Raw genomic sequence first — 17,895 nt, forward strand, 5'->3', positions numbered from 1 at the left:
TTAGATGGAGGCTGGCGCGATTACCCGAGCCAGCGCTTGCCGCACACGCGGTGAATCAGGCACTTGAAGATCAAACTCACGCCGCAGCAATTTCATCAGCTCGTCGACATCCGCCACCTCGCGCCGCTCACTGTCCGCGCCCATGTGATGAATGGCAAAACTGCCGTTGTTCAGGGTTTTGCGCCAACCAGCGCCGGTGCGCGCCAGCATCAGGCGCTGGGCAAAAGGTGACTCGGGATGCGTCGAGACGTACCAGTTGCCGACGGTGTAATCGATGTCTTCCTGGCGCTGCAGATCAAACAGGTACATCGGCCGCCATTCACCTGCGACCTTGGCGCGCAGCAGGTAGCCATCGGTTTGCTTGTCGATGCAATAGGGTTCGTGTGGGGTGGGTTGTTCATGTTCGCTGTCGAGCAAAAGCGGCGCGGTGGGCACCATGCCGCCAAAGCCGACGTCGGCGATATAGCGAGTGCCGTCGATGGTGACCAGGCTCAAACGATGGGTGCGCGCCGTCCAGCTGCCTTCCGGTTGATTCATCACCACGCGCCCGCTGATGCCGCGCGCCTCAAATCCCAGTTCAAGCAAAAGCGCATAAAACAAATGATTGAGCTCGTAGCAGTAGCCGCCCCGCCCTTGCTGCAGCACCTTGCTTTCGATGGAGTCCAGGTCGATCAACACCGGTTCACCCATGATCGTAGCCAGATTCTCGAAAACAAATTCGGCGGTATGGCGCAGTTGCAACTGACGCAACGTATCCAGTGTCGGCGGCGGCGGCGCATCGAAACCCAGACGTTGCAGATACAGATTGGTATTGCTCAGCCGTGGCGCACTCATTGCTCGATCCTTATGCGTGGGGCCGCAGAACACTGCGTGGATATTGCCCTGTATACGGGATCAAGCACGGCTTCCGACAATTGATTTCGCCAATCGCCCGCTCAGCGCTTTTTCCGCGAAGCGATGCGAATCCATGTCGGTGCATGGTCGCTGGCGTGCGGTTCGTTGCGCACCCAGGCGTCGACGCCGGCATCGTGCAGATACGGGCTCAATGCCGGGTTGAGCAGCAGGTGGTCGATGCGCAGGCCGGAGTTGGTTTGCCAATGGTTACGGAAATAATCCCAGAAGGTGTAGATGCGTTCTTCGGGATACACGTGGCGCAGGGAATCGGTCCAGCCCTGGCCCAGCAGGCGCTGATAGCACTCGCGGCTTTCGGGTTGCAACAAAGCATCCTTGAGCCAGGATCGCGTGTTGTAGATGTCCATGTCGGTGGGCACGACATTGAAGTCACCGGCGAGCACCACCGGGTGATCGCTGCCTTGCAGGTCTTTGGCGTAATTGATCAGACGCTCGAACCAGGCCAGTTTGTAATCGAATTTCGGCCCCGGCTGCGGGTTGCCGTTGGGCAGATACAGGCAACCGACCAGCACACCGTGCACCGCCGCTTCGATATAGCGGCTGTGCGTGTCATCGGGATCGCCGGGCAAACCGCGTCGACTCTCCAGCGGCTGCGCATCACGCGCCAGAATCGCCACGCCATTCCATGACGCCTGGCCCTGCCAGATCGCGCCGTAACCGGCGGCCTCCAGTTCGGCGGCGGGAAACGCGCTGTCGACTGACTTGAGCTCTTGCAGGCAGGCGATGTCCGGCTGCTCGCGCTTGAGCCACTCCAGCAGATTCGGCAGCCGCGCGCGCATGCCGTTGACGTTGAAGGTGGCGATCCGCAGGTTTTTCATCGTCTGCAACTCCTGCCCGGTGGGATTGCAAATTGTGACCCTGAGAACGCCGCGCAGGTTGCATCGAATGACAATGCGACAGCTCAGACGCGATTACGCAGCCATTGCAGGAAGCCTCTTTTCGGCGCGACCACGGGCGCGTCCTCGGTCAGCGACTGCGCCTTGTGCAGACGAAAATCGAGCAACGCCTGCATCGCATCATGGATGTCATGGCGCGCGTCCAGGCACGGTTTCAGGTAGGACTTCTCGATGCGATACAGGGCGCAGAAAGTCTTCGCGGAAAAATCCGCCGGCAACGCGGTGTCGGAAAGAATCCCGGCCTCGCCGATCACCTCGCCCGGCCCCATGCGCCCGGATTCCAGGGGTGCACCATGGCGCTTGAGCGTCACCGAAACCACGCCGGATTCAATGATGAACAAATGATCGCTGACCTCCCCGCCCGCCAGAATCGTTTCGCCGGCGCGGAAGGTTTGCAGGGTCATGTTCTGGCTGAAGGTGTCTTTCTCTTCTTCACGCAGAGTCGAGAAGATCGGTGAGCTTTCTAACAACGCCCTTGGCCGCGACAACTGCGGTGCGGCGCTGGTCTCGTTGCTCGACAGCAGGTTGACGCCGGAGGCCTGCAAATGCCGGTAAGCGAGGTCGAACAACTGATTGCGCACCACGCGCTTCTCGCCCATCGAGGCGACAAATCCACTGATTTCGTATTCCGCGCCGCCGCTGGCAGAACTCTTCAACGATACGCTCGGCGCCGGCGTGTCGAGCAATTGCCGGCAACCCTGCATTGCCCGCTCCAGCGCCTCGATCACTGAGCTGGGCCGGGCATGGGGGCTGACAGGCACGCTGACGGAAACGCCGAACATATTGCTCGGTCGGCTGAAGTTGATGATTTTGGCTTTCGCCGCCAGCGAGTTGGGTATCACGGCCATGCTGCCCTGGCTGGTTTGCAGACGCGTGGCGCGCCAGTCGATGTCGGTGACGCGGCCCTCGGTGCCGTCGATGGAGATCCAGTCATCGAGTTGATAGGGCTTGGTGGTGTTGAGGACGATGCCGGAGAACACGTCGCTCAACGTGCTCTGCAAGGCCAGACCGACGATGATCGCCAACGCGCCGGACGTCGCCAGCACGCCTTTGACCGGCAGATCGAGCACGTACGCCAGCGCCGCAATGATCGCGATGAGGAAAATCACCGCGCCGAGCAAGTCCTGCAACAGCCGGCCGGTGTGGCCGACCCGCTGCATCATCACCGCGCCGATCAGCACCGTCAGGGTCCGCGCACCAAACAGCCACCAGCCGATCTGCAACCCGGTCGCCGCCAGATGCAGCGGCACGTTGTCGGCCCACGGCGCCGGCTCCATCGGGTTGAGGCCTTCGTTGAACAGCACAATGCTGAACAGGGCGAAAATCAGTACCCGCACCAACAGCTTCCATCCGCTGCCGCGAGAGCTGATCAGCCGCCACAGGCCAAGATCGAGCAGGATCAGGATCAACGCGCTAAACAACGGGTGTTCGGTCAGCAGAGACAGCATCAAACAACTCCGACAAAGGCCAATCGCGAGAAGATCGCACAGATTGGCACAGTGTAGGAGCAATTGATTTCGGCGGATGAACAGCGTCTCGAAAACGCTGAAAAACCTGTGGGAGCGAGCCTGCTCGCGAAGGCGTCCTGTCAGTCACTACCTCTTCGACTGAATCAGAGCATTCGCGAGCAGGCTCGCTCCCACAGGGAATTTCAGTTGCCAGTAAAGCTTCGGTTCAGGCGTGCATCTGGCCAAAGCGCCCGGACTGGAAGTCGGCGAAGGCCTGTTGGATTTCCTGCTCGGTATTCATCACAAACGGGCCGTGGCCAACGATCGGTTCGTCGATCGGCTCGCCGCTGAGCAGCAATACCACCGCGTCTTCGCGGGCTTGGAGAGTGAGTCGATCACCGTCGCGTTCGAACAGCGCCAACTGCCCGACCCCTACCGATTCCGCACCGTTAACCTGCACCGAACCTTTCAGCACCACCAGTGCGGTATTGCGTCCTTCGTGCAGATCAAGCGTCAGCAACTTGCCAGCATTGAGGCGCAAATCCCACACGTCGATTGGCGTAAAAGTCCGCGAAGGTCCGGTGTGCCCGTCGAATTCACCGGCGATCAGACGCAGACTGCCGGCGTCGTCCTTGAGCGCGATGCTGGGAATGTCGCGGTCGAGAATGGTCTGGTAACCCGGCGCGGCCATTTTGTCCTTGGCCGGCAGGTTGACCCACAGCTGGACCATTTCCAGCTTGCCGCCGGTTCTGGCGAAATTCTCCGAATGAAACTCTTCATGGAGGATGCCGGACGCTGCGGTCATCCACTGCACATCACCCGGGCCGATGGTGCCGCCGCTGCCGGTGGAGTCGCGGTGTTGCACTTCGCCGTCGTAAACGATGGTCACGGTTTCGAAACCACGGTGCGGGTGCTGGCCGACGCCACGCTGTTCGGTGGTCGGGGTGAATTCGGCGGGACCGGCGTGATCGAGCAGCAAAAACGGGCTGATGTGCTTGCCCAGGTTGTCGTAAGAGAAAAGTGTGCGCACCGGGAAACCATCGCCGACCCAATGGCCGCGCGGGCTGGTGTAAATGCCGATGATGTTTTTCATGGGGTCTCCAATGTGTAAATGCATTGGATTAAGCCTAAAGGCATATCGAATATTCGACTAGACGGTGAAAACCGGCTTGAGTGTTCCATGTGCAGAACAATTGGGTCAGCAGCGCGCATTTCGCGAGCAGGCTCGCTCCCACAGCAGACTGCATTGGTTCAGAGGCACCGTGCGAGGCCGTGCATGGCTTCGCGCAACCTGTCGATGGCACGGTTGATAACTGCGTTTTCACTGCCTCGGCAAGCCGTTTCCAGCTCAACACACGCCGCAACAACCCGCGCAGCGCCGACCATTTGCGCGCCGCCCCTGATGCGATGGGCCAGCTCACGCAGGCCGTTGCGGTCGCCGACGTGGATATGATCCAGAGCCTGGAGATCATCACGCAGGCTGTTGCCGACTTCCTTGCGCAAACGCTCGATCAACGAGTGATCGGTCCCGGCCATCTGCTCCAGGGCACTCAGGTCAATCTCGACCGACTCGGCGCCAGGCGGTTCATCTTCGTGAAGCTCGCAACGGCGGGCGCCGTTCATGGCTTCAGCCAGATCGTGCAAGCGAATCGGTTTGAACAGGCAGCCGTCCATGCCGGCATCCAGACAACGCAGGCGCTCTTCGATTTGCGCGTTGGCCGTAAAACCGAGGATCAGACAGGGCCTGCGGCCGCTGGCGGCTTCTTCGTTGCGAATCGCCTGTGCCAGTTCATAGCCATTGCGTCGCGGCATGTTGCAGTCGGTGATCACCACATCGAAGGCCTGGGTTCGCCAGCGGTCCAGCCCCTGTTCGCCATCGCCCACATCTACCGTGCGATGCCCGAGTTCGCTCAATTGCCAGCACATCAGCAAGCGATTGACCGGGTGATCGTCCACCACCAACACGCTTAATACACACGTCGCGGCTGCCGCCTCGGGCGTTGCCAGTGTGGTCGTCACCGACGTCAGCAGCGGCAACTGGATATTGATTTTTACTCGCGTGCCTTGCCCGAGATCACTATCGAGACCCAGCGTGCCGCCCATCATTTCGCAGAGGTTACGGCTGATCACCAGCCCCAGGCCGGAACCGCTGCGCGCCGCTTGGAGGCTATTGCTCGCTTGAACGAACGGGCTGAACAGGCGCTTTTGATCTTCAGCACTTATACCGATGCCGCTGTCTTCGATCAGCACTTGCACACTCACTTGCTCGTGCGATATCGCAACGATCTGCAGACGCAGGCTGACCTCGCCTGCCTCGGTGAATTTGATCGCATTGCTCAACAGGTTGGACAGCACCTGTTTGAAGCGCGTCGGATCGATCAGCACATCCACGTCGGCGCGCGGATCAAGTTCGATGCGCCACAAGAGCCGTTTCTGCCTCGCCAGCCCTTCAAAAACCCGACACACCGATAACACCATCTCGCGCAGGTTGGCCCGCTCGGGCGCGAGGGACAAATGCCCGGACTCGATACGAGCGATATCGAGAATGTCGCCAATCAACGCCAATAATTGCTGGCCGGCATTCGACGCCACCTGAATCGCCAAGCGGTCGGTGACGCCCTCCTCTGCGCGCTTGAGGGCCAGTTCGAGCATGCCGATCAGGGCGTTCATCGGCGTGCGGATCTCGTGGCTCATGGTCGCCAGAAAAGTACTCTTTGCCCTACTGGCTTCGTCCGCCGCGTCCTTGGCCTGTTGCAGTTGCAGCAACCATTGCTGACGCTGGTGGATCTGCCGGCGCTGCCAGCCAATCCACAGCAGTGCCAACAGAAGCAAGGCAGCTGCGCTGGCGAAACCCAGCAGAATCTCCTGACGGTGGCGCAGCCAGTAGCTGTTCTCGACCACTACATCGTGGCTCCAGCGCTCGACCAGTTCATCCATTTGCTGCGGCGCAATGCTCAGTAACGCCTTGTTCAGGATCGAGTGCAGCAATGCCGATTGCGGCGCCGTGGCCAATGCGATGCGCGCCGGCTGATCGCCAACGGTGCCGGTAATTCGCAGGCGATCGCGGTACTGCCGGGCAATCAGAAAACGCGCCACCAGCAACGAGCTCACCGTTACGTCGACCTGTCCTCGGGCAATCAGCGCCATGCCTTCGGCGGGGCTTTTGACTTCGACCAGACGTAGTCCGGGCACGCGTTGCAGCAGGTATTCGCGCAACGGGTGGCCGCGATAGATGGCCAGGCGTTTGCCCGCCAGGTCGTCGAGCGGCAATGGATGTGGCCCGTTCGCCGCACTGACCAGCACGAACGGATTGTTCAGATAGGCGCGAGTGAATTGCAGCTGCGCTTCCCGCTCGGTGCTCGGCGTCACTACCGGCAGGACATCAAGTTCACCCGCCTGGAGCTGCTCGAACTGATCGTTCAACGAGGTGCCACGCACGATCTCGAAATGCAGCCCGCTGCGCTGGGCGATGAGGCTCAACAACTGCGCTGCCAGGCCGTTGAAGCGTCCATCGGCATCGAAAAACGCCAACGGCGCGAAGTCTTCGACCGCGCCCACCCGCACCACCGGGTGCAGATCAAGCCACTGCTGTTCAGCGGCGCTGAGCTGTACCCGGGACTGCTCGGCCATCTCGGCAAGGCCGACACTCCAGCGCTGTTCGATCAGATGCCGACGTTCCATGGGCACGGCCAGCAAGGCCTTGTCGACGATGCGTTTGAGCACCACATCGCTGCGCAACAACGCAAAGGCGAACGGATTGGCATCAAGCCCCGACGGCCCGGCCAATTGCAGGTCGTTGCGATAGTTGGTGTTGATCAGATAATTGGCGCTGATGAAGTCGCCCAGGTACACGTCGTCGGCACCGAAGGCGACCGCGCCGAGTGCATCCATGGCCGAAGCATAAAGCTGCACGTGGGCGCCGGGGTAGAACGCCTGAACATGGGCCAGTGGCAGGTAATCCTCGACCATGGCGATGCGTTTGGCCGTCAGGTCGGCGGTCAGCTTCTCGTCGTGGCGGGTGACCAGCATCGGCTGATCTTCAGCATACGGCCGCGACAGAACAAAGGCCGGATCCGCCGCTTCGAAACTGTTCGAGGTGCCCAAGAGATCAACGTCGGCGCGCTTGAGTGCGGCCATCAGTGCCGGCCGATCGGCGAAACGCCGCACTTCGATCCTGATGCCGAGCAGTTGCGCCATCAGGTCGGCGTAATCGGCGGTCAGCCCTTCCAGCTCATGCTGTTGGCGGGTGATTTCGAAGGGCGGGTAATCCGGGCCGGAGATGCCCATGCGCAAGACTGGATGCTCACGCAGCCACTGGCGTTCCCGATCATCGAGGCGGACCTGGATACCCCCCGGTTCGAGGCGCGCCAGCACCTCCAGCGTCTGCGGTTGGTCATTCGCCCAGACCGAGGCGGCAAGCCCCAGCCAAATCCCCAAAACCCGCAGCCCCTGCGTCATGTCGAGGTACTCAGATCAAGTGATTGCGCTTGGCAAACTCACGCAGAAGCACCAGCGAACCCAGGCCAAGTTTCGCCATCATGCGGGTCTTGTAGGTGCTGACGGTCTTGTGACTCAGGTGCATCTCCTGGGCGATGGCTTTGTTTGGTTTGCCCAACGCCAGGTTCACGAAAATGCATAACTCTCGATCGGACAGCTGAGCGATCAGCTCCTGTTCAGTGCGTTGCACCGCGTTGTACAGACCGCTGGTATTGGGCAACGCAGAGAAATAGGTGTGGCCGGACATCAGCGCCTTGATAGCGTCGTGCAGCAGCGTCAGATGATTGCTCTTGGTCACGTAACCCCGCGCGCCCGCGCGCAGACAGCGCTCCTGGTAATGCGTGGGCTCATGCATGCTGAACACCAGGATCCGGCAGCGTGCCGTCGGCGCTTTGATCTGGATTCGCGCCAGCACTTCCAGCCCGTCCATGGACCCCAAGCCGAGATCGAGCACGACCAGGTGCGGATCATGCGCGCAAATCAACGGCACGACTTCATTGCCATTGGACGCTTCATGAATCTGCGTGAAGCCTTGAGCCTGCAGGACAATGCGAATGGCCGCGCGCACGACTGGGTGATCATCGACGATCAGCGCTGACTTCATTGGTACTCCTGCAAAATCGAAGACACCGCAACAGTCTGTCCCGGAGTCGGTGGCTGCGCCGGCACTGTTACATGGATGAGCAAGAGAATCACCTGTCAGGTCTGACAGTTGTGCAGAGTGGTTTTTTATGCATTGGCATGGCGCAACGACGCGTGAGAGTCGGGCGGTGCCTGGCGTTCGTCGCAAGCTTCGACTCTCGCCATCACCTGCCCGATGAGCTGTGAATTTGGCAATGGCGTCGGGCTGATCTGCGCGTTTTCCTGAGCAAACCCCGCAACCGCCTGCAAGGGCGCCGACGGTTCGTTGTAGATCAGAGCGTGGCGAACCTGTGGGTGATCGAGCAGAAAGCCCGACAGATCCAGGGAGCCTGCCGCCAGCTCGGCATTGATCACCAATACATCGAACGGCTCGCAGCCGTAGTCGACCAGGGTCAACAATTCGCCGAGATTCTGCACCGGGGCGACGCGGTAGTAGCCGAGCGAGTTGAACAGGCGCTCGATTTTCATGCGATGAAAATGCTGCGGGTCGGCGATCAGGATGCGCAACGCTTTGTTGCTCATGGTCATTCTCCCGGTGAGGTTTGGGGAGGGCAAGACTACGCAAGCGTCGGGGATAGCTCTGTAGGACTTTTCCTAAAAATCCGCTCATTCATCCGGCGGCCCTGACGCATCAATATCCCCTGTGGGAGCGAGCCTGCTCGCGAAGGCGGTATACCTGTCAGAAATTTATTGACTGACACGGCGCCTTCGCGAGCAGGCTCGCTCCCACAGGGGAGAGCATCCCATGGCTGCTATTGCCAGCCGAATCGACGGATGTAGAAGCCCTTCACTGCCTGGGTCAGGGCCATGTACGCGAGCAGAATCATTGGCAGAAACGCGAAATACAGCGACGGCAATGCCTGCAACTTGAAGTAATGCGCCAGCGGGCCCATGGGCAGGAAGATGCCGACTGCCATGATAATCGCCGTCATCACCATCAGCGGCATGGCGGCGCGGCTTTGCAGGAACGGAATCTTCGGCGTGCGGATCATGTGCACGATCAGCGTCTGGGTCAGCAACCCGACCACGAACCAGCCGGACTGGAACAGCGTCTGGTGATCCGGGGTATTGGCGTCGAACACGTACCACATCAAGGCGAATGTCGTGATGTCGAAGATCGAACTGATCGGGCCGAAGAACAGCATGAAGCGCCCGACGTCAGCCGGCTGCCAGCGCTGCGGCCGTTTCAGCATCTCGTCGTCGACGTTATCGAACGGAATGGCGATCTGCGAAATATCGTAGAGCAGGTTCTGCACCAGCAGGTGCATCGGCAGCATCGGCAGGAACGGGATGAACGCGCTGGCAACCAGCACCGAGAACACATTGCCGAAGTTGGAGCTGGCAGTCATCTTGATGTACTTGAGCATGTTGGCGAAGGTGCGCCGCCCCTCGAGCACGCCCTCCTCCAGCACCATCAGGCTTTTTTCCAACAGGATGATGTCCGCCGCTTCCTTGGCGATGTCCACCGCGCTGTCCACGGAAATGCCGATGTCGGCGGTGCGCAGCGCCGGCGCGTCGTTGATGCCATCGCCCATGAACCCGACCACATGGCCGTTGCCCTTGAGCACACGGACGATGCGCTCCTTGTGCGACGGCGTGAGTCTGGCGAAGACGTTGGTCGTCTCGACCGCCATTGCCAGCTCAGCATCGCTCATGCGCTCAATGTCATTGCCCAGCAGCAAACCCTGTTGCGCGAGGCCGACCTCGCGGCAGATTTTCGCCGTCACCAGCTCGTTGTCGCCGGTCAGCACCTTGACCGCCACGCCATGCTCGGCCAAGGCCTTGAGCGCTGGCGCGGTGCTTTCCTTCGGCGGATCGAGGAACGCCACGTAACCGATCAGCGTCAGTTCCTGTTCATCAGCCAGGCTGTAAGTCTCGCGCCCTTCTGCCATTGAGCGAGCCGCGACCGCCACCACGCGCAGACCTTCAGCGTTGAGGGCTCCGGTGACCTGGCGAATCCGCGCCAGCAATTCATCGCTCAAAGCCTCATCAACTTCGCCGTGACGCACCCGGCTGCACACCGCCAGCACTTCTTCCACCGCGCCTTTGCAGATCAATTGATGGGGCTGACCGCGGCGCTCCACGACCACCGACATGCGCCGGCGATTGAAGTCGAACGGGATCTCATCGACCTTGCGAAACACGCTGCCGACCTTGAGTTCGCGATGGACTTCCACGTGTTCGAGCACGGCGACATCCAGCAGGTTTTTCAGGCCGGTCTGGTAGTAGCTGTTGAGGTAGGCAAGTTCCAGCACAGCGTCAGAATCCTCACCCCAGACGTCGACATTACGCGCCAGAAAGATCTTGTCCTGAGTCAGGGTGCCGGTCTTGTCGGTGCACAGCACGTCCATGGCGCCGAAGTTCTGGATCGCGTCGAGGCGTTTGACGATGACTTTTTTGCGCGACAGGAACACGGCGCCTTTGGCCAGGGTCGAGGTGACGATCATCGGCAGCATTTCCGGAGTCAGGCCGACGGCAATCGACAGCGCGAAGAGCAGCGCTTCGGTCCAGTCGCCCTTGGTGAAACCGTTGATGAACAGCACCAGTGGCGCCATGACGAACATAAAGCGGATCAGCAGCCAGCTGACCTTGTTGACGCCCTGCTGGAACGAGGTCACCGCGCGGTCCGTCGCGCCGACCCGTTGCGCCAGCGCACCGAAATAGGTGCTGTTGCCGGTGGTGAGAATCAGCGCAATCGCACTGCCGGAGACAACGTTGGTGCCCATGAACAGAATGTTGTCCAGCTCCAGCGAGTTACGCGTGTCGCGATCGGTGTACCGGGTGAATTTCTCCACCGGCATCGATTCACCGGTCATCGCTGCCTGGCTGACGAACAGGTCCTTGGCGCTGAGCACGCGGCAATCGGCGGGAATCATGTCGCCGGCCGAGAGTACGATCAGATCGCCGGGCACCAGTTGCTTGATCGGCAGCTCCCGGCGTGGGCCATCGCGGCGCAGCACCGTGGCGGTGTTGCTGACCATGGCTTTGAGCGCATCGGCGGCCTGATTGGATTTGCTCTCTTGCCAGAAGCGCAGCAGCGTCGACAGCACCACCATGGAGAAAATCACCACGGCCGCCTTGAGGTCTTCGGTCAGCCAGGAGATCACCGCGAGCAAGGTCAGCAGCAGGTTGAACGGATTTTTGTAGCAGTGCCACAGATGGGTCCACCACGGCAGTGGCTGCTCGTGTTCGACTTCGTTGAGGCCGTGTTGCGCACGCAGTGCATCGGCTTCGACCTCGGTGAGCCCCTCGCCGTGCGTGCCCAACGACGACAGCAACGCGGCGCTGTCGGCATGGGCCGCAGCAACCAGCGTACTGGCCAGCGTCGGCGGCACTTCACGGCTGACCCTGGTGTCGTTGATCGAATCCAGCAACGCCAGACGACGGAAGTGCCGGGCGATGTGACGGCTGCGCAGAAAGCCTGCGAAAAATTCCTTGAGCGTGAGTTTCATGGCTGTGTCCCCTGTGGTCAGCCGGGAAACCGTCGAGCAGGTACCGCCGCGCCCTGGCACCGGGACAACCGGCGCGGCAAGGCTTGGCGCGCCCGTCGGGAATGACAGGCGTGTCGATAGGCGGCGATGACGATTGAGGTCGTCAGCACGCTTGGTTCAGCGTCGTTGAGAAGGACGTCGAGACACGTTCCGGAACGGGTCGTGCACGGGATGCCGCTGCTCGCTGTTACGGCGAGACAACGGCAGAGAAAGACTGCGCGTTATCTTGCCGAGAATCTGCCGGTGATCGAGACCGGCCGACAACTGTCACTCGAACAAGTACCCACTGTGGGTCTCCGCAATTGATGAAAACGCGCGCAGCTTACGCCCGCAGCGAAACGGCTGGAAGAGGTGTTTGCCGGGAATGTGGGGGGTGTTCAGGAAGGGTTCAGAATTTCCCCGCGATCGTTCCTACGCTCAGCGTAGGAACGCCTCATCGGACGCTCCGCGTTCGGCTTCTGAAAGGGACGCGGAGCGTCCCGGCTGCATTCCCACGCAGAGCGTGGGAACGATCATATGTGGGGCTTTCCATGGCCCCTTCGCGAGCAGGCTCGCTCCCACATTCTGGCCTGCGTTCACAGAACCATTGTGGGAGCGAGCCTGCTCGCGAAGGCGATATGTCAGGCGATGCAGATTCAGCTGGCAGTCGCCAACAACAGCTCCGCCACGGAACGGCTGTGCCCGCGCTGTTTGCCATGCTCGTACAACGAGCCAGCGATTTCATCGGCGCGAATCGGCAGCACCGACAGCAGCGTATCGCTCAGGCCATGGCTGGCCTGGCAGAAGCCCTGCATATATATGCCGGCCTTGCAGCGCTCGTCGGTGATCAGTTTGTAGTTGCGATCGACTTCGAATTCGCCGAGATATTCCTCCAGCGGCGCGAGCAACTTGCGGTGCATCTGCCGCTCGTAACCGGTGGCCAGCACCACGGCGTCATAAATCCGTACCGTGACTTCGCCGGTGGCATTGTTGCGCACGGCCAGTTCGATGCCGTTTGCCGTCGCAGTGGCGCTCTCGACGGTGGTCAGGGTGCGGAACGCATGGCGGGCAATCCCGGAAACCTTCTGCCGGTAGAAGATGCCGTAGATGCGTTCGATCAGGTCGATGTCGACCACCGAATAGTTGGTGTTGTGGTACTCGTTGACCAGACGCTCGCGCTCGACGCTGTTCTGCTGGAACACCAGATCAGTGAATTCCGGCGAGAACACTTCGTTGACGAACGGGCTGTCGTCCGCAGGCTTCAAGGCCGAGCCGCGCAGGATCATGTCGACCTGCACCGACGGGAATGAATCGTTCAGATCGATAAAGGCTTCCGCCGCGCTCTGTCCGCCTCCGATGATGGCGATGCTCATCGGTTGATTGTTCACGCAAGGCTGTCTGGCCATTTGCGACAGATACTGCGAATGGTGGAACACGCGATGATCGCCCTTCAGCGCCTTGAACGCCTCCGGAATGCGCGGTGTGCCGCCAGCGCTGACCACCACCGAACGTGTGGTACGCACGAATTGCTGGCCGTCGCTGCCCCGAGAAATTACCCGCAGCGCTTCAACCTGCTGGTTGTGCAACACCGGTTCGATAAACTGCACTTCTTCACCATAACGGCTCTGCTCGGTGAACTGCCCGGCCACCCAGCGCAGGTAGTCGTTGTACTCCATGCGGCATGGATAAAAAGTGCCGAGGTTGATGAAGTCGACCAGACGCCCGTGGTGCTTGAGGTAATTGACGAAAGAATACGGGCTGGTCGGATTGCGCAGGGTCACCAGGTCCTTGAGGAAGGAAATCTGCAACTCGCTCTGCGTCGACAATGTATTGCCGTGCCAGCTGTAGGTGGCCTGCTTGTCGAGGAACAGCACATCCAGTTCGCCCTGGATCCGGCCGCGCTCTTGCAGGGCGATGGCCAGTGCCAGGTTCGAAGGGCCGAAACCGACGCCGATCAGGTCGTGAACGATGGGCGATGCAATTGCCTGTGTCATTTCCAGTGTCCTCTGGATGAACCCCTCAACGCGGGGAAATAAAGCCTGGGTGGCCTGACCGGCCTGAATCAGGTCAGCAGGTCGTCTGTTGAGTAGGAACGAGGACGATGAAAGGAAATTTAACCGGCGCGGATCACTGGCCATCCCATTGCTGGATGCGCAGGCGGCAATGTTTCATGGCGTTGACGATGTGTTTTTCCACCAGCGCCCGGGAGATGCCGAGGGTCTGGGCGATTTCCGGATGGGACATTCCTTCGATCTTGCGCAGCAGAAAACTGTCGCGGCACAGCGGCGGCAGCTCGGCCAGTGCGCGCTGGAGCATTTCCAGACGCTGGCCGTGATCGAGGGTGCCGTGGGGGGACGGGGTGAAATAGCGCTCTTCGTTGTCGAGCACGTCCAGCGATTCGACCTGACGCAGCGCGTTGCGGCGGTGATCGTCGATGACCAGGTTCAATGCGGTGCGATAAAGGAAGGCCCGTGGTTGTTCGATCGGCACCTCGCTGGAGCGCTCCAGCACGCGTACGTAGGCGTCATGCACCACATCCTCGGCGACCTGACGGTTGCCCAGTCTGGCGTTGAGGAAACACACCAGCTCACGATAGTAGTTTTCCAACATGACTCCCGACCGCATCGATGCCGTTTCTGTCCTTGAGCGCACTGATCAGACCTGCGGATCACGCAGTAGCAAGATAGTGGCAACTTGAGGTACGTAATTTATAGTAATTCTCATATAGATTTAAAGAGTTGATTCCATATCCCGGACAAATAGTCGTCGCCCGGCGTGCGGTAACTCGATGTGTCTGCGGCTAAATTCCGTCGCCCATGCCTCGTTTACATGACAGCCCCTGTGTCTGTCGTGCCTTGCGACGGGCCGCAACCACTGGCCGGAACCCTGCATGAATCGTCCCCGCCCCGCCCGTCGCGCGCTGTTTGCCGCCCTCTGTCTGATTCCCGTGATCGCCGTCGCTGCCTGGCAAGTCTTGCCACCCGGTCGCGACGCCGTTGCCACTGTGCAGGTCAGCCGCGGCGATATCGAAAACAGCGTGACGGCGCTCGGCACCTTGCAGCCGCGCCGCTATGTGGATGTCGGCGCACAGGCTTCGGGGCAGATTCAGAAGATTCACGTCGAGGCTGGCGATACGGTCAAGGAAGGCCAGTTGCTGGTGGAAATCGACCCGTCGACACAGAAAGCCAAGCTCGATGCCGGGCGCTTTTCCATCGAAAACCTCAAGGCGCAGTTGCAGGAGCAACGCGCCCAGCACGATCTGGCGCAGCAGAAATACCAGCGCCAGCAGAAACTCGCCGCCGGTGGCGCCACCCGCGAAGAAGACGTGCAGACCGCGCGCGCCGAGGTTCGCGCAACCCAGGCGCGCATCGACATGTTCCAGGCGCAGATCCGTCAGGCCCAGGCCAGCCTGCGCAGTGACGAGGCCGAACTCGGTTACACGCGCATCTATGCGCCGATGAGCGGCACCGTGGTCGCCGTCGGTGCGCGGGAAGGCCAGACCCTCAACGCGCAACAACAGACCCCGCTGATCCTGCGCATCGCCCGGCTGTCGCCGATGACGGTGTGGGCCGAGGTTTCAGAGGCCGACATCGGCCACGTCAAACCGGGCATGACCGCCTACTTCACCACCCTCAGCGGTGGCACTCGGCGCTGGAGCAGCACGGTGCGGCAGATCCTGCCGGTGCCACCACGTCCGCTCGAACAGAACCAGGGCGGCAGCCCCAACAGTGGTCGCAGTGGCAGCGAACGGGTGGTGCTGTACACCGTGCTGCTCGATGTCGATAACGCCGACAACAGCCTGATGACCGACATGACCGCCCAGGTGTTCTTTGTCGCGCAACAGGCGCAAGACACTTTGACCGTGCCGACTGCCGCCCTGCAACCGGGTTCGCGTCCGCAGTGGCAGCGGGCGCAGATCGTCGCTGCCAACGGCGATATTCAGGCGCGTGAAGTACGCACCGGCATCAGCGATCGCCTGCGCACCCAGGTGCTCGAAGGTCTGGCCGAGGGCGAGCATGTTCTCAGCGCGCCGGCCACTGGTCATGGAGGCTGAATGCACACGCCCCTGATCGATCTGCGGCAGATCCGCAAAGCCTATGGCGGTGATGACAGCCCGCTGGTGGAAGTGCTGCGCGGGATCGATCTGTCGATCCATGCCGGCGAGTTCGTTGCGATTGTCGGCGCCTCCGGTTCGGGCAAATCGACGCTGATGAATATCCTCGGTTGCCTCGACCGTCCCACCAGCGGCGAGTATCTGTTCGCCGGGGAAAATGTCGCGCATCTGGACAGCGATGAACTGGCCTGGCTGCGCCGCGAAGCCTTCGGGTTTGTCTTTCAGGGCTATCACCTGATCCCGTCCGGCTCGGCGCAGGAAAACGTCGAGATGCCAGCGATCTATGCCGGCACCCCGGCCGCCGAGCGCCATGCCCGAGCTCACGCGCTGCTGGAACGTCTCGGTCTCGGCACTCGCACCGGCAATCGTCCGCATCAGCTTTCCGGCGGCCAGCAACAGCGGGTGTCGATTGCCCGTGCGCTGATGAACGGCGGCCACATCATCCTCGCCGACGAGCCGACCGGCGCCCTCGACAGCCACAGCGGCGCTGAAGTGATGACCCTGCTCGACGAACTCGCCGATCAGGGCCATGTGGTGATCCTTATCACCCACGACCGCGAAGTGGCGCAACGGGCCAAACGCATCATCGAAATCCGCGACGGCCTGATCATCAGCGACAGCGCCGAGCACGCGTGCGCGCCGCCTGTGGCCAATCCCGGGGCGTTGCAAGCGGTCGACCTGCGCCAGCGCCTGAGCAACGGCAGCAGCCAGACCGGCGCCTGGAAAGGTGAACTGGTCGACGCTGTACAAGCGGCGTGGCGAGTGATGTGGATCAACCGCTTTCGCACCGCGCTGACCCTGCTGGGCATCGTCATTGGCGTGGCCTCGGTGGTGGTCATGCTCGCCGTCGGCGAAGGCAGCAAGCGTCAGGTCATGGCGCAAATGGGCGCGTTCGGCTCCAACATCATTTACCTCAGCGGCTCGGCGCCGAACCCGCGTACACCGGAAGGCATCATCACCCTCGACGATGTCGCCGAACTGTCCGCCCTGCCCCAGGTGGAGCGCATCATGCCGGTCAACGGCTCGACCGCCGGCGTGCGCTTTGGCAACGCCGACCACAGCAGTTACGTCGGCGGCAATGACACCAACTTTCCGCAGATTTTCAACTGGCCGGTGATTCAGGGCAGCTACTTCACCCAGGCCGACGAGGACAGCGCCGCCGCCGTCGCGGTGATCGGCACCAAGGTCCGCGACAAGTTACTCAAGGATGTCGCCGACCCGATCGGTCAATACATCCTCATCGAAAACGTGCCGTTCCAGATCCTCGGCGTGCTTGCGGAAAAAGGCGCCAGCTCCGGCGACTCCGATAGCGACAACCGCATCGCCGTGCCCTATTCGGCGGCGAGCACGCGCCTGTTCGGCAGCCGCAATCCACAATACGTGGTGATCGCGGCCAAGGATGCGCGCAAGGTCAAGGACGCCGAACAGGCCATCGAACAGGCGATGTTGCGTCGGCACCACGGCAAGAAGGATTTCGAGCTGACCAACAATGCCGCGATGATCCAGGCCGAAGCGCGCACGCAAGGCACGCTGTCGCTGATGCTGGGGGCGATTGCAGCAATTTCCCTGCTGGTCGGCGGCATTGGCGTGATGAACATCATGCTCATGACCGTGCGCGAACGTACCCGCGAGATCGGTATTCGCATGGCCACAGGCGCCCGTCAGCGCGACATCCTCCGTCAGTTTCTCACTGAAGCATTGATGCTCTCGGTGGTCGGCGGTATCGCCGGAATTGGCCTGGCGCTGCTGGTCGGCGGCGTGTTGTTGCTCAGCGGCGTGGCGATTGCCTTTCAAGCGCTGGCAGTGATCGGTGCGTTTGCCTGTGCGCTGGTCACCGGTGTCATCTTCGGCTTCATGCCGGCCCGCAAAGCTGCCCGGCTTGACCCGGTCACGGCCCTTACCAGTGAATGATCGAC

Annotated in this window: 12 protein-coding genes; 2 read left to right on the plus strand and 10 right to left on the minus strand. The window is 61.2% G+C overall.

Annotated features, from left to right (window positions below):
- The 10 genes from AB4N48_RS14695 to AB4N48_RS14740 form a co-directional block, all read right to left on the minus strand.
- Window positions 1-834, minus strand: a complete 834-nt coding sequence (locus tag AB4N48_RS14695) for an arylamine N-acetyltransferase family protein (RefSeq protein ID WP_460093776.1) — start codon at window positions 832-834, stop codon at window positions 1-3.
- 101 nt (window positions 835-935) lie between these two features.
- Window positions 936-1,730, minus strand: a complete 795-nt coding sequence (xth, locus tag AB4N48_RS14700) for an exodeoxyribonuclease III (RefSeq protein ID WP_252887644.1) — start codon at window positions 1,728-1,730, stop codon at window positions 936-938.
- A gap of 83 nt (window positions 1,731-1,813) precedes the next feature.
- The gene (locus AB4N48_RS14705) at window positions 1,814-3,256 is read right to left on the minus strand and encodes a mechanosensitive ion channel family protein (protein WP_252887643.1); all 1,443 of its coding nucleotides are present in this window, start codon (window positions 3,254-3,256) and stop codon (window positions 1,814-1,816) included.
- Window positions 3,257-3,482: 226 nt separating this feature from the next.
- Complete coding sequence (locus AB4N48_RS14710; RefSeq protein WP_460093779.1) at window positions 3,483-4,349, minus strand: pirin family protein; 867 nt, start codon at window positions 4,347-4,349, stop codon at window positions 3,483-3,485.
- A gap of 158 nt (window positions 4,350-4,507) precedes the next feature.
- Window positions 4,508-7,714 carry a transporter substrate-binding domain-containing protein gene (locus AB4N48_RS14715; protein WP_460093781.1) on the minus strand — a complete coding sequence of 1,069 codons (3,207 nt, stop codon included), beginning with the start codon at window positions 7,712-7,714 and terminating at the stop codon, window positions 4,508-4,510.
- A 10-nt stretch (window positions 7,715-7,724) separates the two neighbouring features.
- Window positions 7,725-8,357 (minus strand): response regulator transcription factor, encoded by a 633-nt coding sequence (locus tag AB4N48_RS14720; RefSeq protein ID WP_076567062.1) that lies wholly within the window; start codon window positions 8,355-8,357, stop codon window positions 7,725-7,727.
- 125 nt (window positions 8,358-8,482) lie between these two features.
- On the minus strand, window positions 8,483-8,917 hold the full coding sequence (locus AB4N48_RS14725; protein WP_460093783.1) for an ANTAR domain-containing protein: 435 nt from the start codon (window positions 8,915-8,917) through the stop codon (window positions 8,483-8,485).
- A gap of 230 nt (window positions 8,918-9,147) precedes the next feature.
- Complete coding sequence (gene mgtA / locus AB4N48_RS14730; RefSeq protein ID WP_460093785.1) at window positions 9,148-11,847, minus strand: magnesium-translocating P-type ATPase; 2,700 nt, start codon at window positions 11,845-11,847, stop codon at window positions 9,148-9,150.
- A 674-nt stretch (window positions 11,848-12,521) separates the two neighbouring features.
- Window positions 12,522-13,859, minus strand: a complete 1,338-nt coding sequence (locus tag AB4N48_RS14735; protein ID WP_041478512.1) for a lysine N(6)-hydroxylase/L-ornithine N(5)-oxygenase family protein — start codon at window positions 13,857-13,859, stop codon at window positions 12,522-12,524.
- 133 nt (window positions 13,860-13,992) lie between these two features.
- Window positions 13,993-14,475, minus strand: a complete 483-nt coding sequence (locus AB4N48_RS14740; protein WP_016773904.1) for a sigma-70 family RNA polymerase sigma factor — start codon at window positions 14,473-14,475, stop codon at window positions 13,993-13,995.
- Window positions 14,476-14,755: 280 nt separating this feature from the next.
- On the opposite strand from AB4N48_RS14740, the gene AB4N48_RS14745 reads away from it, so the two are divergent.
- Both AB4N48_RS14745 and AB4N48_RS14750 read left to right on the plus strand, forming a co-directional pair.
- Window positions 14,756-15,919 (plus strand): efflux RND transporter periplasmic adaptor subunit, encoded by a 1,164-nt coding sequence (locus AB4N48_RS14745; protein ID WP_122706863.1) that lies wholly within the window; start codon window positions 14,756-14,758, stop codon window positions 15,917-15,919.
- On the plus strand, window positions 15,920-17,890 hold the full coding sequence (locus AB4N48_RS14750) for a MacB family efflux pump subunit (protein WP_460093788.1): 1,971 nt from the start codon (window positions 15,920-15,922) through the stop codon (window positions 17,888-17,890).
- The last annotated feature ends 5 nt before the right edge of the window (window positions 17,891-17,895 follow it).

It is taken from the genome of Pseudomonas sp. S2_C11 (assembly GCF_054668395.1).